Here is a 21,633-nt window from a genome sequence, read left to right on the forward strand (position 1 = left end):
ATTATTCCGCTATCGGCGAGAAAGTAAAAATGTTAAGCCTTTCTATGTCTAAAACCTCATCGACGATTTCTGCAATCTGCCTTGTATTTACCGTATTTATTTTTTCAAAAACGGTTTCAAGCGAATCAATTTTATCGTGGTCAATTAAGCTTTTGGCCATTGAAATGATTAATCCAATTCTGTTCTCTTCTCCTAAAGCAATCTGACCAATAAATTTGTTTTTGGCTTTTTGTAATTGAAGATCATTTAATGGCTTTTCTTTTAGTTTTTTAATTTCCTTAAAAATCAGTGCCAAAGCTTTTTCCTGTTTTTCTTTATCTGTTCCGAAATAAATAGAAAAGATTCCGGTATCGCTTAGGGGTGAAAAATTTGATTCAATAGTATATGCAATTCCATATTTCTCCCTGATTTGCAAATTTAAGACAGAACTCATGCCATTACCGCCAAAATAATTATTCAGGAGCATTAGGCCAACTTTGCGGTCCTGATAAGTAGAATAAGTTTGAGTGCCTACGATGCAATGTGCCTGCATAATGGGTTTGTAAATCGTAGTCGTTACTGACTTTAAAAGAACTGGCTTTGCCCGATGTTTTGCCGGTGTGTTCTCTTCAACATCCGCAAAGTGCTTAATTCCTTTTTTAACCACATTGTTTAAGCTATAATTTCCAATCACTGCAACAACGATTTCATTGGTGCGGTAATTCGCCTTCCTGAAGGCAATCACATCTTCCCTGGTGAAATTTTGAACAGAATCCGTAGTGCCCAGGATATTATTGCCTAGCGGATGACCGGCAAAAAGCATATCTTCAAAATCATCGTTAATGGCTTCTTCAGGTTGATCCAGGTAAGATGCAATTTCATCCAGAATCACGCTTTTCTCCTTATCCATTTCCTCTTCCGGGAAGGTAGAATGAAAGATAATATCATTAAAAAGATCCAGCGTCCGGTCTAAATAGGGATTTAAAAAGGAAGCATGTACACAAGTGTATTCTTTAGTGGTATAAGCATTTAAATCAGCTCCAACGCTTTCCAGGCGGTTTAAAATCTGGTTGGTACTGCGTTTTTCTGTGCGTTTAAAAATTAAATGCTCAATAAAATGTGCCAGGCCGGCCTTATGTTCAGCCTCATCACGTGAACCGGTGTTGATGATGATACAGGCATGTGAGATGGCTGAAGCCGATGGCACGTGCAACAAGCGAATGCCATTCGGTAAAGTGTGAACATTGTATTCCATTGACCGGCAAAGATAGGGCTAATTGCTACAATATTTCCGTATCCGGATATTGCAATTGTAAAGCGGATATCAATTTATCTTTGGTAGGCCGATTGCGAATGAGGAAAATTAGGTTCACTGCGGCAAAAATTAAAAAGAATGCATTTTGTGATACAAAAGTGCCTACAAGATTAAAAAGAGCACCTCCTTCTAATAATGCTGAACTCACAATAAAAGCCGTTTGATATTGATTTATTTTTGAATCAACAGCGGCAGCCTGATCTATTTTTGCAAGTAAGTTTTTAAATGCAATAATGCTCACGGAGAGCGAAATTAACCCTACAATTGGAAATATGGGGTTGAAAGGTGCAGTATTCGCCGGATTGGCATCAAAATACAATTGATTTCTGTTAATTAAAATAGTTACAATAGCAAATAAAAAGACAAAAAAGCATAATGCCAGGTGAATCATTTGAAGCGGTTTTAATTTAGCATTCATTAGGGAGTTTTTTATATTATACATGAAAAGGATAAGCTGAGCGAGTTAAAGAACCATTAATTTTTCAACTCACTCAATTTTTATATTGTTATTACTTCTTAATCCCTTCCAGTTTAAAAAAGAAAGCATATCCCAATGCTTCTTCCTTTAAATAATCGAAACGGCCAGATGCACCACCATGTCCAAATTCCATATTGGTTTTAAGGAACAACACATTTTGATCTGTTTTCATAGCCCGCAATTTGGCTACCCATTTTGCAGGTTCAAAATATTGTACCTGACTGTCGTGCAAACCCGTAGTCACCAGCATATTTGGATAGGCCTTTTTCGCTACATTTTCATAAGGAGAATAGCTTTTCATGTATGCATAGGCATCTTTTTTCTTCGGATTGCCCCATTCATCAAACTCATTCGTGGTTAATGGAATGCTTTCATCCAACATCGTGTTAACTACATCTACAAAAGGAACATCCGCAATGACACCATTCCATAAATCTGGTGCCATATTTACAACCGCTCCCATCAATAAGCCGCCAGCACTTCCTCCATTGGCATACAAATGTCCTTTGGAAGTGTATTTTTGATCAATCAGATATTCACCTGCAGCAATAAAGTCAGTAAAGGTGTTTTTCTTTTTCATCAGTTTACCATCCTCATACCATTGGCGGCCCATTTCTTGCCCGCCGCGAATGTTGGCGATTGCAAAAACAAAACCCCGATCTAAAAGGCTTAAGCGAACGGAAGAAAAATAGACATCAGAATTTGAGCCATATGAGCCATAACCATAAAGCAATAATGGCGATTGACCATTCTTCTCAAAACCTTTTTTGTAAACTAAGGCAACGGGAATTTTAGTGCCATCTTTTGCGGTTGCAAAAATTCGTTCTGTTACATAATCTTTAGGATTGTAACCACCTACAACCTCTTGCTGTTTCATCAGTCGCTGATCTTTTTTCTCCAAATCATAATCATAAACTGAACTTGGTGTAGTTAGGGAGGTGTAAGAATAACGCAAGGTTTTACTATTGTATTCCGGGTTTGCACCTACTCCAGCATCATAAGCCGGCTCGTCAAACTTGATGTAATAATCGTCACCATTTTTCTTCAACACACGCAATTCCGTTAATCCGTTTTTGCGTTCAGATAGCACGGTATAATCTTTAAATTCCTCCGCACTTTCCAATAATACATCAGCACGATGTGGAATCACTTCCTTCCAGTTTTCTTTTTCCGTTTTATCCAGCGGACATTCCATCAGCCGGAAATTCTTTGCCTTCCAGTTAGTCAGGATTAAAAATTTTCCATCAACAGGCATGACATCATACAAAACATCTTTAGATCGGGCAGCGAAAACCTTGAAATCAGCTTCCGGATGATCCGCATCAATCATTTTATATTCTGAGGTTAAGGTACCCTGCGAGGCTACAAAAATGTATTTACCATTTTTAGACTTACCTACACCGATATAATTGGTATTATCTTTCTCGTCATAAACCACCACATCGGCTTTTTCACTGGTGCCAAGGGTGTGTTTTTTTATCTTTTCACTTAACAGTGTAACCGGATTCTTAGCCGTATAAAACAAAGTTTTATTGTCATTTGCCCAGGCGCCCGGACCTTCGGTATTGGTAATAGCATCTTTATAAATTTCGCCTGTTTCGAGGTTTTTAACCTGAATGGTATATTGCCTGCGGGAAACCTGATCTACGCCATATGCCAGCAATTTATTATCCGGACTAACTTTAAAACCTGTTGCACTGAAATAAGCATGGCCTTTTGCCATTTCATCAACATCTAAAAGTACTTCTTCAGGAGCGGTTAAACTGCCTTTTTTTCTGCAGTATTTAAAGTATTGCTTACCATCTTCTGTTCGGGAATAATAAAAATATCCATTCCTGAAAACAGGAACAGACTCATCTTTTTCCTTAATCCTAGCTTTCATTTCTTTAAACAAATCAGCCTGGAAAGCATCCGTACTCTTCATCATCTCTTCCAGGTATTTATTCTCAGCTTTTAGATAATTGACCACTTTCGTGCTATCCGGCCCTTTTTTAAAGTAATCAATCATCCAGTAATAATTATCTGCAACAGTATCGCCGTGAATTATTCTTTTGTGCGGAATGATTTCCGCCACTGGTGCCTTTACATCAGGCCATTTTATAGGTTCCATTTCTTTCTTTTGCGGGTGATTACAAGCTGAAATTGCATTAAGCAAAATCAGGGCGGGTAAAATACTTTTCATGTTTGGTTCAGGATTAGGTGATTGCAATTTAAGGAAATTGTTCATTAGTTCAATGGTCATTGGTTCTTCGGCGGTACAGTAGTTAGTCGAATGCAAAAGCGCAACTTCAAGCTAATTATCGTTTTTGTAAAAATCCATCAAGCCTATAGATAATTATCTTGATTTAGAAAAATTGATGTTAAATTGCCAAACATAAGGCATTAATGTAGTCATGAAATTAGGGTACAAAAAAATAGTAGTTAAAGTCGGTTCGAATGTAATTACGAAAGAAAATGGATTACCTGATGAAGCGCGAATCAATCATTTGGTGGATCAACTGGCAGCGATTAAACAGTTAGGCATTGAAGTTATTTTAGTTTCTTCAGGTGCTGTTGCAGCTGGAAGAAGCTTAATTAAAGTTTCTGAGAAGCAAGACGCCGTAACCACCCGGCAACTATTAGCGGCGATTGGTCAAGTAAAACTGATTAATACTTATTCTAATTTTTTGGCCATCCATCAAATAAAATGTGCCCAGGTTTTAGTAACAAAAGAAGATTTTCGTGACCGGGCGCATTACCTAAATATGAAAAACTGTATGCAAATTTTGCTGCAGAATGATGTTATTCCCGTTGTTAATGAAAATGATGTAGTGTCGGTAACCGAGTTAATGTTTACGGATAATGATGAACTGGCAGGTTTAATTGCTTCGATGTTAAGTGCTGATGCCTTGATTATCTTGTCGAATGTAGATGGAATTTACAATGGTGATCCGAAGCTGGGAGGTTCGCAGGTTATGGAAGAAATTTCGGGAACAGTTTCCAATCTGGCTTCGTTTATTCAAACCGGAAAATCACAATTTGGCAGGGGTGGAATGATTACCAAATCTACGATGGCACAAAAGGTAGCTAAGCTCGGGATTAACGTTCATATAGCCAATGGCACTAAAGATGATGTGCTGACTTCACTTTTAAATAGCACTCTGATCCATACGCGGTTTGTGCCTGAAAAAAGTAAATCCGGTAAGAAAAAATGGATTGCACACTCAGAAACCGCTGCAACTGGAATTGTTAAGTTAAACGATGGTGCAAAAATGGTTCTGACCTCTGGGAAGGCTACAAGCTTATTACCTGTTGGAATCATAGAGATTCAAACTGATTTTTTAAAAGGCGATGTGATTAAAATTGTGGATGAGCAAAATGCCTTAATTGGATTGGGCATTGCAGAATACAGCTCGGATAAAGCAAGGGAAAGAATCGGACAGAAAAAACAAAAAGCCCTGGTGCATTATGATTATTTTTATTCGGTAATTTAAGCTGAAGGCTAAAGCAAAAACTTAGCGCACTTGGCCGTTAAATAAGTCTTTAGATTGCTGTTTTAAAAAAGCAAGTTTTAATACTCACTACTTGATACTAAAAAAATGAACTACTCCATATACTTCGAAAACGCTAAGAAAGCAGCACGCCATCTTATTAATCTATCTAAAGAAAAAGTGAATGCGGTTCTTTCTGATGTAGCGGAGACTTTAATCCAAAACACATCAATCATCCTTCAGGAAAACGAAAAGGATTTGGCTAAAATGCCTGTTGACGATCCTAAATATGACCGACTGAAGCTAACATCTCAACGGATTTTAGATATAGCCAACGATATTAAAAATGTGGTGAATCTGGTTAGTCCGCTAAATGAAGTATTATCAGAGAAAATTTTAGATAATGGCTTAAACCTTAAAAAAATCCGCGTTCCGTTAGGTGTGGTTGGTGTCATTTACGAAGCCCGACCGAACGTTACTGCTGATGTTTTTTCATTGTGTTTTAAAACGGGAAATGTTGCTGTTTTGAAAGGTGGAAGTGATGCTGAATCTTCAAATTTAGCCATGGCAAAAGTAATTCAGATGGTGTTAAAAAAGCATGGAATTAATCCTGATGTGCTTACCTTATTGCCTGCCGAGAGATCCGCCACTGAGGCTTTGCTCAATGCCAGAGGTTTTGTGGATGTATTAATTCCACGCGGGAGTCAGTCTTTAATTAATTATGTAAGGGAAAATAGTAAAATCCCTGTTATTGAAACCGGTGCTGGCATTGTACATACCTATTTTGATGAATCAGGAGATTTAGAGAAAGGAAAAGCCATTATTTTAAATGCCAAAACCAGACGAGTGAGTGTATGCAATGCGTTAGATTGTGTGTTGATTCACAGAAACAGACTAAATGATTTACCAGCACTTTTAATGCCACTGGCTGAAAAAAAAGTAGCGCTTTTTGCAGATGAAATAAGTTTTGAGATGCTACAATCTTCTTATCCATCAAGCCTGCTAAACCGCGCTACGGAAGATCATTTTGGTACAGAATTTCTATCCTTAAAAATGGCGGTTAAAGTAGTGAATCATTTTGATGAAGCGATTAATCACATTGCTCATTATAGTTCTAAACATAGCGAAGCCATTATCTCTGAAAATGCAGAAAACATGACAAATTTCTTAAATCTGGTTGATGCAGCTGCCGTTTATGCAAATGCTTCTACCGGCTTTACCGATGGTGCCCAATTTGGATTAGGTGCTGAAATTGGCATTAGCACACAAAAACTCCATGCCCGCGGCCCGATGGGTTTGGAAGAATTAACAAGTTATAAATGGGTGGTCAGAGGTGATGGACAAGTGAGGAAATAGGATAAGACGGAAACGGTTAGCTGATGAGGATAGTCCGGAAGATGGAGGCTGATCCCCAATGAACCATTGAGCCGGTTAAATCTCAAATACCGCTCCTCTTTCCGGTGCCACTACGTCAAAACCATCTTCCTGCAGAGCAGCAGACAGGCTCTTCAAACTTTTATCTTCACCATGCACCAGAAAAACCTTTTTTGGCTGACCAGTTTGCTTCACTGTTCGCATCAGATCGTCGTGATCTCCGTGGCCGCTTAGTAAATCGGTTTGACGAATAGTGGCATAAACCATCATTTCACGGTCTTTAATCCTGACGATTGGAGCGCCACTTAAAAGTTTATAACCGAGTGTTCCTTTGGCGCAATAGCCAATAAAAAGAATGGTACAGTAATAATTTTGAATATTATAGTACAAGTGATCCTGAATACGCCCGCCTTCTAACATTCCGGCAGAAGAAATAATGATGCAGGGATCGAAATAATTGGAAACATCCTTGCTTTCTTTCATCGTTTGAACGTAAGCCAGATGCTCAAATTCAAATTCATCGCCCATGGTTTTATAAAAATCTTTTGCCTCCTGATTCACCAGGTTATGGTGTTTACGGTAAACATCCGTTGCTTGTATCGCCATGGGGCTATCTACAAAAATCTGAACCGGGGGCAATAACTTTTTAGTGAAGATCTGATTTAAAGCAAAAACCAGTGATTGTGTCCTTCCGATACTAAAGGCAGGGATAATTAATCTGCCGGGTGTTTTGATGCAGGCTTCTTCAATTTCTTTTACCAACCTTTCTTCCAGTGTCTGGTCTTTGGTGTGGTAACGGCCACCATAAGTAGCTTCACACACAAAATAATCAACTGCCGGGATGGGTTCTGGCTTTACCAGTACCGGATAGTGTTCCCGGCCAATATCACCAGAGAAAGCTATTTTCTTTTCCTCTCCCTTGTCATTAATGGTTAAAATGGCTGCAGCGGCACCCAATAAATGCCCTACAGGGATAAATGTTAAACTGATATCGCCGTTAATTCTGAAAGGTTTGTTAAAGGCAATGGTTACGAATCGATCGATTGTATCCATCACATGTTTATGCAGGTATAAGGGTTTTGGTCCGCTGAAATTACCCCTTTTTGTGCGTGGTTTTCTACTCTGTTTCCTTAAAAAAAGTTCTACCGAATCGAATAATAATATAGCAGATAAATCAGCTGTTGGTGCCGTGCAAAGCACCTGACCATCGAAACCGAGGCGTACCAACGTCGGTAAATTACCAGAATGGTCGATGTGTGCATGGGTTAAAATCACAAGGTTGATACTGGTCGGGTCAAAAGGGAATTGTTGGTTGTCTTCCTGGTAAGTTTCCTTTTCATAATCCAATCCGCAATCTATCAATATCTTATAATGCCCAACTTCCAGCAGGTGCATACTTCCTGTTACCTGTTGCGCCGCACCCCAAAACGTTAACTTCATCTTCTAATCTTTCGGTATTTTGTTTGGTGTAAAGTAATACAAAAGCTGGAATTTTTAAGCAGTGAGAAGTAATTTTTTAAATCGAAGATTTGCAGACACTATAATTTTAACATAAGCACGAATACCGTGATTAATTTTTATGGCTTAAAAACCAGATAAGGCTTGAAAAATAGTGGAGCTGCATCTCTTGTTAAAATCTAATCTTCCTTTTCAAATCCTGAACAGAAGTCTGATATTCCTATTTAAACCTATATCTTTGTAGAAAAATTTCAGTAATGCAAGAACCATTTGATATCGAAATAGGCCCGGTAAATTATTCTGTTTTCCCAGAAGGAAATGACTCTTACACCATATTTAAAGATGGAAGAGAATATATTCAGATTCAAAAAGATACTTCTTCCATTTGGTTGAAAATGGATTATAAAACAGAACTTCCCATTTTTGAGGAAGATGAAGAGGTAAATGCCATTGGGCAGGCCATTGAAAAATATGTACCGGAAGAAGAAGATGAGGAAGAGGAATGATAAAGAGCTTGAATATTCTACTGGTTGCTAAGCCGGCAACCAGTAGAATAGCTATTTAGCTTTTAAATCATTTTTAATAATTCTTCTGCTACTTTTTCTGATGAAGCCGGATTCTGGCCTGTTATTAATAAACCATCTACAACAGCGTAGGGATTCCAATCCTCTATTTTAGAATAAATTCCGCCATTTTTAATCAACGTATCCTCTACCAGAAAAGGTACCACATGAGTTAATTGTACACCTTCTTCTTCAGTATTGGTAAAGCCTGTTACTTTTTTACCTTTAACTAAATATTCACCATTCACTTTCACATCTTTCAATACACCAGGCGCATGACATACAAAGGCAACAGGTTTATTTGCGGTATAGAAATCAACAATTAGTTTTTGTGAAGTACTGCTTTCTGCCAGATCCCACAGCGGACCATGACCGCCAGGGTAAAATACGGCATCATAATCTTCCATTTTTACTTCATCCAATGGAATTGTATTTTTTAGTTTATCTAAAAGAACAGTATCGTTATCCATTCTTTTCGTATGATCAGTTTGAAACGAAGGTTCTTCACTTTTTGGATCAATTGGTGGCTGACCGCCTTTTGCTGAAGCCAATATAACTTCCACATCCTTGTCTGCTAATGCATAATATGGAGCTGCCAGTTCTTCTGACCAAAAACCTGTTTTTTTACCTGTATTTCCTAATTCGTCGTGACTCGTAAGCACGAATAAAACTTTTTTACTCATATCATTAATGTTTAATGTTATTCAAATTTAAGGCAAAGTTTATCCCTGGCACAGGACTTCAGTCACAATTTTTTTGTGCATTAAATCACACTTTTGAAGAAAGTCTGCTCAGGCTTTCTCTTGAAATGCCAAGGTATGCTGCAATTATCGTTTTAGATAAACGTTGCCCCAGCTGAGGATACTGGGAGGTGAATTGTTCAAAGCGTTCTTTCGGATTGGTGGTAAGCAAAGAAAGAATTCTTTGTTGCAGCGCTACATAACCAGAACTATTTTTTATTCTAAAAAAATGCTCCATTTTATGGTTCTCTTTACATATTTTATCCAGGTTTTCTTTGGAGATGTAAAGCAGTTCTACATTTTCAAGGCAACTGATATTGGTAATTGATTTAACGTTATTATAAAAAGCCTGAAAATCTGAAATCCACCAGTTTTCTGTTGCAAACTGAATAATGTATTCTTTGCCGCTTGCATCATTATATGTGGCTTTTAGAAGTCCGCTGATTACAAAATAGATATTATTTACCTGCTCGTCTTCCTGAATTAAATACTGATGTTTTTTTAGTTGTCTGAACCTAAAGTAGCTGTTAATCTGTTCAAATTCTTCATCAGTAAGCGATACAATTTCTTCAATATGTTTTCTTAATTCAACACTCATTTTATAAATCTAAATAAATTTAGAATCTGATTTGGTGTTATATCCGCATTTAAAATATTAAGGCAAAGAAAAAGTCCCGATTTTTGTCGGGACTTGAATGCTTCTTTAAAATCTTACCGGGTACAGTTGGCCGTCCAGGTACCATTTGTATTGGAAACGCCAATTTTTAGGCTACTGGCATCAATGGTAATTCCAATTACACCGGTACCAATACTTACGTAGGTATTACCACTTTCCTGAAATTTAACACCTGTAATATCAGGAATGTTGTTTCCGAAAAAGAAGCTGTAAGTATCATTAACTTTTGTTACGGTAACTTTACCATCAGTACTGGTAATTTGGTTACCGTCTTTTGTGTAAGATACGCTGCCTCTGTAAGTACCTACAAAGAAATCTTTGTCTGCCGGGTCAGTATCTTTCTTACATGAAACCATCACGGTTAATGCTATTAATAGCATGCTGAAAATTTGGATTGTCTTTTTCATAAAATGTTTTTCAATTTGAATCTGGAAAAATAATCTACAGAATCTGTTTAAATGTAACAGGCTGTTTACAACCACTATGCCAAAAGATTTTTTTCAGGGTTGGTGTTATCTGTTAAAGGATTAAACTTAAATTTTATTTTTTATGTGTAAATAGCTGTTTATTATGTTTTTAACTGATGATTGTTTGCTTCTTTAAAATTTTCAAAATGAAATTTTTATTATGGTCAATGAATTGAATTAATTCGGCAAACTGTTTAGTTTTGTGTAGAGAAATCAGGAAACGAAGCCGCTATTTTAAAATGAGTAGAAATAAATTTACTGAAATGAGTGATAAGGAGTAACTTAAAAATGAAAAACATTTAAGTGCTGTGATTTATTTACTTGCTGGTACGTTATTGCTATTGTTCTTTTTTGAATATATATCTTTATCATTTAAAAGAGGTTTCACGGCATCAACAGTAATAGCTATCGTATTACTTCCGGTTTTGATCGTTAATTTTCAAAATATTAAAAAAATACAGGCGGAGCGAAAATCAAGGGATTTATAATAATCAATTGGTTCATATAAAAATATTGCTTCGATTGAGATATTTTAACCTCCTACCAGCAGTGGAGCCTTCCATTTTGGGATTGGTTGAAAAATTGATGTCATACAGTCATTTCATTTTGACAGGCATTTATATTCGTAATGCTTTGTTTGATCGTGACTAGCTAGAAAGATAAAGACCCAACCCCATTGATTATTTAACTTGTCTACCTGTAGTGCATTATTTTCACTTAATGCCAGTTGAAACTGGTTGTTTTTAAATTTCCCAAAAATAAATGGAATCGGGATAATGGTTCGCTTATGGACAGATACAAAGTAATTATTCTTGAGTTTGCCTTTCACAGCTAGTTCTGATTTTTGTTTGCCATCCAAGAATAATATTGCCTTTATTTTGTTTTTACCTATGGCCTGGAGCTCAATTCTCTCACCTTCGGCTTTAAATGCGGGCATATGGTTTAAACTTAATTGATTCCATAGTGAGTTAGCTGAATCAGAAGAATTTATTTTATTGGAATAATTGCCATTAAAGGCGCTTAAGTCAGAAATTTTTCTGATTCCATCTTGTTTTGTTTGCTTTAATGAAACACAACTGGAAAGAAGAATTATACATGATGCATATAGGCACCATTTCATAAGCGAGCGTTTGTTGGATGAAAATAGTCATTTATTGTTAATGTAAGCAATTATTGATTTCGTTAATGTCTGGATAGGCATTATCATTAGAGTTGTTATTCATCATCTAAGTTTCGGTAAAAATCGTTAACAAAAGTTTTTTGTCCATCATTAAAAATATTGACACAATTGAAATTTATGATCAATCCCTGGGGCGCTTCTAATAACTTCATGTAGGTTAATACCTGGGCTTCAAAAATAGGTTCTATTGTTTTTGATGCTTTTACTTCAACCACCAGGCAGCCTTCTATTAACAAATCAGACCTTAAATAGGCAGCCACCTCTATTTCTTTATACCTTACGGGCATTGAAACTTCAGTTATAAAGTTTATATTTCTAAGCATCAGTTCGTGTTTCATACACTCATGATATACACTTTCTAATAGGCCAGGTCCAAGGGCTTTGTGAATTTCTATTGCTGCACCGATAACATTATAGGTTATTTCTCGTAAATATGTTTTAGTCATTTTTTGGATTAGTAGTATATGAATTTCATTTATTTCTTAGTATGTATGTTAACCGTATTTATTTTTGAACCGTATAGTTCATATAGATTATCTTAAATAATTGGTTTTATAGGTTTGCTATATGGTCCAGGTATGTTTATTTTAGGCCATATAGGCATTAAGTTCATATAGATTATCTTAAATAATTGGTTTTATAGATTTGCTATATGGTCCAAGTATGTTTATTTTAGACCATATAGGCATTTAATTCATATAGATTATCTTAAATAATCATTTTTATAGATTTTGCTATATGTGCTATATTCCTATATGGTTATTATTCTTTGCCATGAGGTCATACAGATTTGTTTTGTAAATGATAATATGTTGAGTTTATGGATTTACGATATCGGATGCTCACCATTTCAAGTTTAAACCATGTATATTGCGCTGTTCATGATAATTGTTTACCCAGCCCATCCATCGCGGTCTAAACTTCTGTAATTAATTGATTCTGCCAAATGCTCTAGCGCCACATTTTCGCTGCCATCTAGGTCTGCAATGGTTCTGGCTACTTTTAAAATCCGGTCGTATGCGCGGGCAGATAAACCCAAACTTTCCATGGCTGATTTTAGCAGCGCCGTTCCTGCTTCACTGATCTGACAAACTTTGCGCACCATTTTCGGGCTCATTTGTGCATTGTAATGCAAATCTGCTTTGCCAGCAAAGCGTTGATCCTGAATTTCTCTGGCCTGTATAACCCGTTTCCGGATGTGTTCGCTTTTTTCCGCTTCACGGGATGAAGCCAGCTCAGAAAAATTGACAGGTGTAACTTCCACATGTAAATCGATGCGATCCAAAAGCGGACCTGATATTTTACTAAGGTATTTTTGTACAACACCCGGAGCGCAAACACAGTCTTTTTCCGGATGATTATAAAAACCGCAAGGGCATGGATTCATGGAAGCCACCAGCATAAAGCTTGCAGGATATTCAACTGAGAAGCGTGCCCTAGAAATGGCTACTTTACGGTCTTCCAGGGGTTGCCGCATTACTTCTAAAACAGTTCGTTTAAACTCTGGCAATTCATCTAAAAACAATACCCCGTTATGTGCCAGAGAAATTTCTCCCGGTTGAGGATTGATTCCGCCGCCAACCAGAGCAACATCAGAAATGGTATGGTGTGGCGACCGATAGGGACGAACAGTCATGAGTGCATCGGCTGCAGAAAGTTTCCCGGCTACAGAATGAATTTTAGTGGTTTCCAGCGCTTCTGGTAGGTTTAATGGAGGTAAGATAGTGGGTAAGCGTTTTGCCAGCATGGTTTTTCCTGCTCCGGGAGGACCAATCAGAATTACATTATGTCCGCCAGCGGCGGCAATTTCCAAGGCCCTTTTAATATTTTCCTGCCCCTTAACATCTGCGAAATCATGTTCATAATTGCCAATGTTTTTAAGGAATTCTTCTTGAGTATTAATCTTAACCGGTTCAAGAAGCATACTTTTATTGAAGAACGCGATTACCTGCGATAAGGTTTCAACACCATAGGCTATTAATCCATCAACAATGGCTGCTTCGCATACGTTTTGTTTTGGCAAAATAAAACCTTTAAAACCATCTTCCTGCGCCTGGATGGCAATAGGCAGAGCGCCCTTAATGGGTTGGATGGTGCCATCCAATGAAAGCTCACCCATGATGAAGTAGTTTTCCAGTTCTTCTGGCGGAATCTGACCGGAAGCCGCTAAAATGCCAATAGCAATGGGTAAGTCATATGCCGAACCCTCTTTTCTAAGATCAGCGGGTGCAAGGTTAACCACTATCTTTTGTTTTGGCATCCGAAAACCAGCAACGTTGATGGCACTTGCCACCCGTTGTAAACTTTCTTTTACGGCATTATCGGGCAAACCAACCATATAGTATTTGTTGCCTCCACTGATACTGACCTCAATGGTAATGGTGAGTGCATTTACGCCAAAAACAGCGCTTCCGTAAGTTTTTACAAGCATGAATTATCGTAAAAATAAAACGGGATGTTATGTTATTCGGGGATGAATAATCGGATTCTAATATAGAAATAAATATTTAATTTATAAATTTTCGGAAACTAATCAGCTGAGGCAATCTCCCCCTTTAATAAAAAAATCCCAACCATTTCTGATCGGGATGTACATATTTAATATCCTGTAGTCGCTTTTTGCTTTAAGCTTTCAGTTTATGCCTATCTTTTTCCAAACGGCATTTTCGGCATGCCTTTCATCATTGCGGCTGCGGCTGCGGGGTTAGAAAACTGCTTCATCATTTTGCGCATGTCTTCAAATTGCTTAATCAGTTTGGTCACCTCTTCTACCTTGTTTCCTGAACCTTTGGCAATGCGTAAACGGCGGCTTTGCTGAATGGCATCAGGATTTTCTTTCTCAAATGGTGTCATAGAGTTGATAATGGCTTCGATAGATTTAAATGCATCATCCTGGATATCCACATTTTTCATCATCTTGCCTACGCCCGGAATCATACCCATCAAATCTTTCATGTTACCCATTTTCTTGATTTGCTGAATCTGGCTGTAAAAATCGTTGAAATCAAATTTATTCTTACGGATTTTTTTCTGCAGTTCAGCTGCTTCCTTCTCATCAAACTGCATTTGTGCACGTTCAACAAGAGAAACCACATCACCCATACCTAAAATACGGGAGGCCATACGATCCGGATAAAACACATCAAGTGCTTCCATCTTCTCGCCGGTACCAATAAATTTAATGGGTTTATTTACAACAGATTTAATGGATAGTGCAGCACCCCCCCGGGTATCTCCATCCAGTTTGGTTAAAACAACGCCGGTAAAGTCTAATCTGTCATTAAATACTTTTGCAGTATTCACGGCATCTTGTCCAGTCATTGAATCCACTACAAATAAAATTTCGTGTGGTTGGGTTTTTGCCTTCACCTCCGAAATTTCATCCATCAGCGACTCATCAATCGCTAAACGACCGGCAGTATCAATAATGATCACATTATTGCCGTTTTGTTTACCATGTGCAATACCTTCCAAAGCAATACCAACAGGATCGTTAGATTCACGGTTGGCATAAACAGATACACCTACTGAAGTTCCTAAAACCTCCAATTGATCTACCGCTGCAGGACGATACATATCACCAGCCACCAATAGCGGCTTTTTTCCTTTTCCTTTTAAATGTAAAGCCAGTTTACCGGCGAAAGTAGTTTTACCTGCACCATTTAAACCAGCAATTAGTATAACGGTTGGATTTGCTTTAGTATCTAACTCTTTAACCTCCCCGCCCATTAAGGCAGCAAGTTCATCGTTCATGATTTTGGTAAGCAACTGACCCGGTGAAACGGCGGTAAGCACGTTCTGGCCCAATGCTTTTTGCCTTACATCATCAGTAAATGCTTTAGCGGTTTTATAGTTAACATCGGCATCTAATAGAGCTTTACGGATCTCCTTCATGGTTTCTGCCACGTTGATTTCCGTAATGCTGCCTTGTCCTTTTAATACTTTAAATGCCCTGTCTAGCTTGTCCTGTAAATTATCAAACATCTTTTTATAAGCTAACAGCCTCTTACCTGAAGGTAGAGGCTACTTTTTAATGAAAAGCAAATGTATCAATTTTTGATTGTAAATCTCTGCAACTCAAAGTCAAAAATCTTTTTAAAAATGAATGTTTACATCTATCCTTGCATAGGTGAGATACTTCCATTGCCTGATTTATACCTTATAAAAATTATATTTAAACAACTATTGTCAGAACTGCTTTATACTCAATCCACGCCGATTCATTAATTAAATAGTCTGCAGTTTGATCGCTTAAGGGCTGATGAAGGCCTGCATCACTACAGATGGAGCTTTTATTCATTGTTTCGCCTTATTTAAGTTGCACTTTGCTCGGGTGGAATTGTCATAAGTCCGACGAAACCCCGGCTTAAGTGCGTCAAAAGTCCGTAGAAACGGTTATGCTGTTGTATGTCAGCTAAAATCAGTGTGGATCAGATCCGTTTCAATGCAGTTTAAATCCTTTTGATGTTGTACAGATTAATTAAAAGGAGCGGTTAGGCAATCATTCTTCGGTCTGAAACACCACCTAATTTTTTTTGATGCAACATTTTGTAATGGTGTTGGTCTTATGCTTAACTAAACTAAATCGATGAAACGCTGGTTCTCCCTTATTTTTATATTTCTTTATGCTTATTGTGCTGCCCAGAATCCTGCTAAACAAAAGGAACTTCAAGCGGTAAGAACAATTGAAACACCCAAAATTGATGGCATTTTAAACGATGCCTGCTGGAATAATGTACCTTTTGCTACAGATTTTTTTGAAATTCGCCCTGTCCCGGGGAGGGTTGAAGCGAAAGACCGGCGTACGGAAGTGAAAGTAGTTTATGATGATGTGGCCATTTATGTTTATGCCCGGATGTACGATCATCCGGATAGCGTATCACATGAACTGGTTTCAAGGGATCAGATTGGAAATGCCGATTTTATCTCGGTTATTTTAGATCCTTTTTATGATAAAATGAATGGAAACGGATTTTTCGTTACTGCTGCAGGTGTTCAGTTCGATGCCAAATACTCGCAGGTAGGCGATGAAGATCCCAATTGGAATGCGGTTTGGGAAAGTGCTGTTAAAATTGATCAGCAAGGCTGGACCTGCGAAATGAAGATCCCCTATTCGGCACTGCGCTTTTCAAGCCAGGACATTCAAAACTGGGGAATTAATTTTAGCCGGCGCATTCAGCGAACCAATACACAATCATTCTGGAATTTTGTAGATCCCAAAGTAAATGGCTTCATTAACCAGGAAGGGCTTTTTACAGGCATTAAAAACATCAAACCACCCCTGCGGCTTTCATTCTCGCCATATGTTTCAGGCTATATCAACCACTACCCGGCCAATTTGCCAGGTGTTAAGAATACCACATCACGCTTTAATGGTGGCATGGATGTAAAGTATGGTATAAATAACAGTTTTACGCTGGATATGACACTGGTGCCTGATTTTGGTCAGGTGCAGTCTGATAACCGCATCTTAAACCTGACGCCCTTTGAAGTTAAATTTAATGAAAACCGGCAGTTCTTTACAGAAGGTACAGAATTGTTTAATAAGGGCGATTTATTTTATTCCAAGCGTATAGGCTCAATTCCGGCTTATCATGATTTTAGTGGAATTAATGGAACCGACAAAGTTGTAAAAGACCAGACCGAAGCAAAGGTTTTAAACGCCACTAAAATTTCAGGGCGTACGGCTAAAGGTTTAGGAATCGGAATTTTTAATGCAATCACCAACAGCATGCAAACAGAAGTGGAAGATGCACAAGGTAACCTTCGACAGGTAGAAACACAACCCTTAACCAATTATAATATACTGGTTTTTGATCAGTCATTAAAAAACAACAGCTCTGCAACGTTTATCAATACCAATGTGCTACGGCAGGGAAGCGCATATGATGCGAATGTTACCGCTTTATTACTCAACTTAAATAGCAAAGGGAACAAATATTTTATCAATGGGAATGGTAAAATGAGTAATCTGAAAGGCGAAGAAGTACATACGGGCTATAGCTATACCCTTCGTTTTGGAAAGCAAAGCGGAAATTTTACCTGGAGTTATAATCAGGTATATGCGGATGATCAGTTTAATCCCTCAGACATGGGATTTTTTACCAACAACAACTTTCTGGATCAGCGGATTGGGCTGGGTTATAATGTTTTTAAACCTGGTAAATGGTATAATGAATGGCAAAACTGGTTCAATATGACCTATTCCAGGCGAGCTACTCCTGGCGATTATCAAAGCCTCGGCATAGAAACGGGATCTTATGTACGGTTTAAAAATTTATGGTCGGCAGAACTGAATGTAAATTATGACGCTAAGAGGAATGATTTCTATGAAGCCAGAAATGGCCAGGTTTATAAAGCACCGGAAAGTTTTGGCCTGGCGCTTTACATTAATCCAAATCGTGCAAAGGCCTATAATTTTGGCGGGAATATCCGCTACCAGGAACAGCAGCTTTTTGCAGGTAAATCTTACAACTTCTATCTGTTTCAAAACTTCAGGCTAAATGATCAGGTGGCATTTGGACTTGATTTAAGCTTCAATCCGAACTATAATTATGTAAATTGGGTAACCAATCAGAACAGTCAGGCCATCTTTTCTAAATATGACAGGAGAACCGTTGAGAATTCTTTTGATGCCAAATACACTTTTACCAACTTAATGGGGGTAACCGTTGTGCTCAGACATTATTGGAGCGACAGAAGAAACAAGGATTTTTACCTGCTGAAACCGGATGGACATTTAACTGATTACGAGGGGCCGGCTTTAAATGGTATGGATCGCAATTATAATGTATTTAATATCGATTTGATTTACATCTGGCAGTTTGCACCCGGAAGTACACTTTCCGTTTCTTATAAAGATGCTGCAGAAACATCCGATAATTTTTACAGGCAGCGGTATAACAAAAACCTCAGCGGAATTTTAAATGCGCCCCAAAACAACAGCCTATCCGTTAAGGTGTTATATTTTGTGGATTATTTGGACCTGAAGAAGAAGAGGAAGAAGGCTTGAACTTTTTTCAGATGATCATCGTTTAAATATTCGCGACTAAGGATTTTGGATTTCCAACCAGCCTACCTCGCTTTGCCCGGACTCACCCCAAATTTTTTGTTAAATGCATGGCTAAAATGCTGAACGGACGAATAGCCTAATTGATCTGAAATATCTTTAATATTTAACTGATGATCAGCTAAGAGTGCCTTTGCTTTCATCAGTTTATAGTCGCTTAAATAACCAAAAACAGTATGGTTAAAGGTTTCTTTGAAGCCCCTTTTTAGTTTAAACTCATTAATCCCGGCAGCCTTCGCTAATTCGGTTAAAGATGGCGGATGATGGGCATGCTGAAGCAAATACTCTCTGGCATAATAAATCCTGTCCTTATCGTAATCTGATTTTAAAGTCTTTGTCACTGATCTTTTATTTGCATACTCAAATGCCTGTGCCTGCAGTGCCAGTAGCTCAACACACTTCGATTGCAGAAACAATAACTTCAGGCCACCTGTAAAGGTACAGTTCATGATATCATTGATACAGGCATACATGGCTATGCTGATGGGTAGATTATCAGCGGAAATTGCCATGGGTTTATTGTTCATGATGGTGTCGCCAAATCTCTTTAACAGGGAACTGCTATCACTGGTTAGATCCACAAATTTATCCCGGCGAAAATGAACCTCAAAAAATTTGTGTGATCTATCCGTATTGAACTTCGCAATTCCATCAAAATGTGGGGTGTAAATAATATTATGCTGATTGGCTTTCATGGCTATTTTCTTTTTGGTTAGAAAATTCTCTAAAATGCCCCCTCCCTTGATTGAAAAATGAAGCTCTACCAACTCCGCATCATCAAAAGACTTTATTCGCAACTGGTTTTCCTTTACCAAAACATCCCCATAAACAATAAAAATACCTGAGAAAGCAATCTGTACAAATTCTGCATCGCCAAAAGGAAAGCTAAATTTCTCTTTTCGCTCCGTAACCAATGGCTGGTTTATATCGGCCTGATCAATCATATGGTTAACAACATATTGCTGGTTTGATTTATCGTAAATACTTAAAGACATAAAATCCCTTTCATATAAGTTTTAATCCTTTTGATGTAAAATGCATTCAGTATTTGACCATTACTTTTGTTTAAAGTTACTAAACAATTTACACGATGCCGAAATTACCATCATGGCTGGCTGATACAATGGAAAAAATAATCAGCAACAAGATATTTGAAGTTGAAGTGGCTGATACCAGGATGCTCAGCAATAATATTAAAGCAATCACATTTAAGGGAGATTTTTTAGATATGGATTTCATCCCCGGAAAAGAGGTTTTGTTTAGGGTAAATGCAAACGAATACAGACATTATACCCTTTCTGACTTTGATCAGGAAACAGGGACCTGCCGGATTATCTTTTTTTTAAACCGGAAAGGTGCAGGAAGCAACTGGGCGGAAAATATAAAAATGGGCGATCACGTTAAACTTATTGCAGATCAGGCTAAAGTAAAGTATCATTTCGATTCCAACCAGCATTTCTTTTTTGGTGATGAAACCAGCATCGGTTTGTATGAATCTTTTGGTAAAACCGCGCAGGATTTGGCACAGGAATACTTCGGTATTTTAGAAATGAACGAAGAAAATGATCAGGCTTTGGCACAGCTGGGGTTATTGATTGACGTAGTACCTTCAAATATGATTTCCCCGGCAGAACATGCCATAGAATGGATGAAAAACATGCATCCCAAATGCTGGGAAATGTGGAAAGGGGCAAGCTTTTATCTTACGGGTAGAGGTAAATCTGTTCAGAAATTTAAAAAGTATCTCAAAGAGATGGGGGTTCATCACAAGCAAATCCAAACCACCTGTTATTGGGAAAATGGCAAAACCGGAGGCTAGTTACCTCGGAAAAACAAAAGCAAAGCCTAATGCCAGGGTTTGACTGGCTTGTATCCTGTTGGTGCCGGTATCTTCATCAAACAGGGCAATGCCGGTTAAACTGGTGTTCATGAAACGATTGATTTTAGCTGTTAAGGCAATATCAAGTCTATGGTCAATTCTACCCCATCTAAAATCTTCATAAGGAATAAGCATTGCATAACGGGCCTTCAGGTTGGTGTTGGTGAAAATGTCTTTGTCAAATGCAGATACGATCTGGAAGGCAAGGTCATTTTTAAACGTTTTACCATAGTCAACCCCATATACCGATGTTTTAGGTGGTTTAGTGGGGTCCGGGTCATTAAAAAGCTCCTGGTCTAACACAAAGGTCTGACGCGCTGTACCGGTACCAAACCGGGTGGAAAAATATTTGGATGGTTTATATTCGAAACCGATAGATTCGGTTAAGTAACCCGGGCCCATAAATTTCGAAATCAGTGTAGCGGTTTCAGTCCCGTTTACGGTAGCATAAGAAAAACCGTTATCAAATTGCGATTCAAAGTTGATGGAACCGAAGAAATACCAGTTTTTAGATAATTGAAATGATGCTTTGTTGTCCCAGAAAATCCTGTCATTCGTTTTCTTTTGCAGCTGGTCTTTATTTTTGATTTTGCCATATTGTAAAATCACTTCACTCACATAGCTATAATTATTTTTATTGTATTCTGCTTTCCAGTTCAATAAACCTCCAACCGCAACTGAGTTTACACCACCACCTTTCCAGTTATCGCTGAACTGCGCCTGGTTAACGTTTATTCCTATTGATGTGGTGGTTTTCCAATAATTTACTTTTGCATTAACAATATAAGGGGGGATTTTTACCGGTTCGAAGTTTAAAGGCCCCTGCCTGTTCGGTAACGGACTCCGTTTTAATTTAATATTCAGGTCTTTCGTATTGATCGGAATAGTGTCAATTTCCTGTGCATATAAATCTATAGAGCAGATACTTAGAATAAGGATTAGGGCAGCTAAACAATTCTTCATGGGTTACAAAGAAAACGAAAAA

At 37.9% G+C, this 21,633-nt stretch carries 18 protein-coding genes; 5 read left to right on the forward strand and 13 right to left on the reverse strand.

What is annotated here, in order from left to right:
* Position 1: 1 nt before the first annotated feature.
* The 3 genes from OQX64_RS15335 to OQX64_RS15345 all read right to left on the reverse strand — a co-directional run bounded on the left by OQX64_RS15335 (position 2) and on the right by OQX64_RS15345 (position 3,954).
* The gene (locus OQX64_RS15335) at positions 2-1,234 is read right to left on the reverse strand and encodes a M16 family metallopeptidase (RefSeq protein ID WP_265819404.1); all 1,233 of its coding nucleotides are present in this window, start codon (positions 1,232-1,234) and stop codon (positions 2-4) included.
* A 25-nt stretch (positions 1,235-1,259) separates the two neighbouring features.
* Positions 1,260-1,712, reverse strand: a complete 453-nt coding sequence (locus OQX64_RS15340; protein ID WP_265819405.1) for a hypothetical protein — start codon at positions 1,710-1,712, stop codon at positions 1,260-1,262.
* Positions 1,713-1,803: 91 nt separating this feature from the next.
* Positions 1,804-3,954 carry a S9 family peptidase gene (locus OQX64_RS15345; protein ID WP_265819406.1) on the reverse strand — a complete coding sequence of 717 codons (2,151 nt, stop codon included), beginning with the start codon at positions 3,952-3,954 and terminating at the stop codon, positions 1,804-1,806.
* Between the two features lie 211 nt (positions 3,955-4,165).
* Here OQX64_RS15345 and proB point away from each other — a divergent pair, with 211 nt between their 5' ends.
* Positions 4,166-5,245 carry a glutamate 5-kinase gene (gene proB / locus OQX64_RS15350; RefSeq protein WP_265819407.1) on the forward strand — a complete coding sequence of 360 codons (1,080 nt, stop codon included), beginning with the start codon at positions 4,166-4,168 and terminating at the stop codon, positions 5,243-5,245.
* A gap of 105 nt (positions 5,246-5,350) precedes the next feature.
* Positions 5,351-6,598 carry a glutamate-5-semialdehyde dehydrogenase gene (locus tag OQX64_RS15355; RefSeq protein ID WP_265819408.1) on the forward strand — a complete coding sequence of 416 codons (1,248 nt, stop codon included), beginning with the start codon at positions 5,351-5,353 and terminating at the stop codon, positions 6,596-6,598.
* A gap of 75 nt (positions 6,599-6,673) precedes the next feature.
* Here the strand turns inward: OQX64_RS15355 and OQX64_RS15360 are convergent, their stop codons facing one another.
* Positions 6,674-8,056, reverse strand: coding sequence for an MBL fold metallo-hydrolase RNA specificity domain-containing protein (locus OQX64_RS15360; RefSeq protein ID WP_265819409.1), 1,383 nt, complete (start codon positions 8,054-8,056; stop codon positions 6,674-6,676).
* Between the two features lie 275 nt (positions 8,057-8,331).
* Here OQX64_RS15360 and OQX64_RS15365 point away from each other — a divergent pair, with 275 nt between their 5' ends.
* Positions 8,332-8,580 (forward strand): hypothetical protein, encoded by a 249-nt coding sequence (locus OQX64_RS15365; protein WP_088301231.1) that lies wholly within the window; start codon positions 8,332-8,334, stop codon positions 8,578-8,580.
* Between the two features lie 62 nt (positions 8,581-8,642).
* On the opposite strand, the gene OQX64_RS15370 is transcribed toward OQX64_RS15365, so the two are convergent.
* The 7 genes from OQX64_RS15370 to ffh all read right to left on the reverse strand — a co-directional run bounded on the left by OQX64_RS15370 (position 8,643) and on the right by ffh (position 15,684).
* Positions 8,643-9,320, reverse strand: coding sequence for a type 1 glutamine amidotransferase domain-containing protein (locus OQX64_RS15370; protein ID WP_265819410.1), 678 nt, complete (start codon positions 9,318-9,320; stop codon positions 8,643-8,645).
* An 85-nt stretch (positions 9,321-9,405) separates the two neighbouring features.
* The gene (locus OQX64_RS15375; RefSeq protein ID WP_088301229.1) at positions 9,406-9,975 is read right to left on the reverse strand and encodes a Crp/Fnr family transcriptional regulator; all 570 of its coding nucleotides are present in this window, start codon (positions 9,973-9,975) and stop codon (positions 9,406-9,408) included.
* Positions 9,976-10,088: 113 nt separating this feature from the next.
* Positions 10,089-10,460 (reverse strand): hypothetical protein, encoded by a 372-nt coding sequence (locus OQX64_RS15380; protein ID WP_088301372.1) that lies wholly within the window; start codon positions 10,458-10,460, stop codon positions 10,089-10,091.
* A 661-nt stretch (positions 10,461-11,121) separates the two neighbouring features.
* Positions 11,122-11,457, reverse strand: coding sequence for a hypothetical protein (locus tag OQX64_RS15385; RefSeq protein WP_265819411.1), 336 nt, complete (start codon positions 11,455-11,457; stop codon positions 11,122-11,124).
* Between the two features lie 278 nt (positions 11,458-11,735).
* The gene (locus OQX64_RS15390; RefSeq protein ID WP_265819412.1) at positions 11,736-12,146 is read right to left on the reverse strand and encodes a GxxExxY protein; all 411 of its coding nucleotides are present in this window, start codon (positions 12,144-12,146) and stop codon (positions 11,736-11,738) included.
* Positions 12,147-12,592: 446 nt separating this feature from the next.
* Positions 12,593-14,131, reverse strand: a complete 1,539-nt coding sequence (locus OQX64_RS15395) for a YifB family Mg chelatase-like AAA ATPase (protein WP_265819413.1) — start codon at positions 14,129-14,131, stop codon at positions 12,593-12,595.
* 212 nt (positions 14,132-14,343) lie between these two features.
* On the reverse strand, positions 14,344-15,684 hold the full coding sequence (gene ffh / locus OQX64_RS15400) for a signal recognition particle protein (RefSeq protein ID WP_265819414.1): 1,341 nt from the start codon (positions 15,682-15,684) through the stop codon (positions 14,344-14,346).
* A 604-nt stretch (positions 15,685-16,288) separates the two neighbouring features.
* Here ffh and OQX64_RS15405 point away from each other — a divergent pair.
* Positions 16,289-18,712: a DUF5916 domain-containing protein gene (locus OQX64_RS15405; RefSeq protein WP_265819415.1), complete on the forward strand. Its 2,424-nt coding sequence runs from the start codon at positions 16,289-16,291 to the stop codon at positions 18,710-18,712.
* 62 nt (positions 18,713-18,774) lie between these two features.
* Here OQX64_RS15405 and OQX64_RS15410 read toward each other — a convergent pair whose 3' ends face one another.
* The gene (locus OQX64_RS15410; RefSeq protein ID WP_088301223.1) at positions 18,775-19,764 is read right to left on the reverse strand and encodes a helix-turn-helix transcriptional regulator; all 990 of its coding nucleotides are present in this window, start codon (positions 19,762-19,764) and stop codon (positions 18,775-18,777) included.
* Positions 19,765-19,859: 95 nt separating this feature from the next.
* Here OQX64_RS15410 and OQX64_RS15415 point away from each other — a divergent pair, with 95 nt between their 5' ends.
* Complete coding sequence (locus OQX64_RS15415; protein WP_265819416.1) at positions 19,860-20,588, forward strand: siderophore-interacting protein; 729 nt, start codon at positions 19,860-19,862, stop codon at positions 20,586-20,588.
* Here the strand turns inward: OQX64_RS15415 and OQX64_RS15420 are convergent, their stop codons facing one another.
* Complete coding sequence (locus OQX64_RS15420) at positions 20,589-21,611, reverse strand: DUF3078 domain-containing protein (protein ID WP_088301221.1); 1,023 nt, start codon at positions 21,609-21,611, stop codon at positions 20,589-20,591.
* Positions 21,612-21,633 lie beyond the last annotated feature (22 nt).

The organism is Pedobacter sp. GR22-10, assembly GCF_026239715.1.
Taxonomy (GTDB): Bacteria; Bacteroidota; Bacteroidia; order Sphingobacteriales; family Sphingobacteriaceae; genus Pedobacter.

Bases quoted from the DNA above. Each gene is read 5' to 3' on its own strand.
- OQX64_RS15415 (WP_265819416.1), top strand. From the start codon at position 19,860: ATGCCGAAATTACCATCATGGCTGGCTGATACAATGGAAAAAATAATC.
- proB (WP_265819407.1), top strand. From the start codon at position 4,166: ATGAAATTAGGGTACAAAAAAATAGTAGTTAAAGTCGGTTCGAATGTA.
- OQX64_RS15405 (WP_265819415.1), top strand. From the start codon at position 16,289: ATGAAACGCTGGTTCTCCCTTATTTTTATATTTCTTTATGCTTATTGT.
- OQX64_RS15380 (WP_088301372.1), bottom strand. From the start codon at position 10,460: ATGAAAAAGACAATCCAAATTTTCAGCATGCTATTAATAGCATTAACC.
- OQX64_RS15420 (WP_088301221.1), bottom strand. From the start codon at position 21,611: ATGAAGAATTGTTTAGCTGCCCTAATCCTTATTCTAAGTATCTGCTCT.
- OQX64_RS15335 (WP_265819404.1), bottom strand. From the start codon at position 1,234: ATGGAATACAATGTTCACACTTTACCGAATGGCATTCGCTTGTTGCAC.
- OQX64_RS15385 (WP_265819411.1), bottom strand. From the start codon at position 11,457: ATGCCCGCATTTAAAGCCGAAGGTGAGAGAATTGAGCTCCAGGCCATA.
- OQX64_RS15360 (WP_265819409.1), bottom strand. From the start codon at position 8,056: ATGAAGTTAACGTTTTGGGGTGCGGCGCAACAGGTAACAGGAAGTATG.
- OQX64_RS15370 (WP_265819410.1), bottom strand. From the start codon at position 9,320: ATGAGTAAAAAAGTTTTATTCGTGCTTACGAGTCACGACGAATTAGGA.
- OQX64_RS15345 (WP_265819406.1), bottom strand. From the start codon at position 3,954: ATGAAAAGTATTTTACCCGCCCTGATTTTGCTTAATGCAATTTCAGCT.
- OQX64_RS15355 (WP_265819408.1), top strand. From the start codon at position 5,351: ATGAACTACTCCATATACTTCGAAAACGCTAAGAAAGCAGCACGCCAT.
- OQX64_RS15365 (WP_088301231.1), top strand. From the start codon at position 8,332: ATGCAAGAACCATTTGATATCGAAATAGGCCCGGTAAATTATTCTGTT.
- ffh (WP_265819414.1), bottom strand. From the start codon at position 15,684: ATGTTTGATAATTTACAGGACAAGCTAGACAGGGCATTTAAAGTATTA.
- OQX64_RS15340 (WP_265819405.1), bottom strand. From the start codon at position 1,712: ATGAATGCTAAATTAAAACCGCTTCAAATGATTCACCTGGCATTATGC.
- OQX64_RS15375 (WP_088301229.1), bottom strand. From the start codon at position 9,975: ATGAGTGTTGAATTAAGAAAACATATTGAAGAAATTGTATCGCTTACT.
- OQX64_RS15395 (WP_265819413.1), bottom strand. From the start codon at position 14,131: ATGCTTGTAAAAACTTACGGAAGCGCTGTTTTTGGCGTAAATGCACTC.
- OQX64_RS15410 (WP_088301223.1), bottom strand. From the start codon at position 19,764: ATGTCTTTAAGTATTTACGATAAATCAAACCAGCAATATGTTGTTAAC.
- OQX64_RS15390 (WP_265819412.1), bottom strand. From the start codon at position 12,146: ATGACTAAAACATATTTACGAGAAATAACCTATAATGTTATCGGTGCA.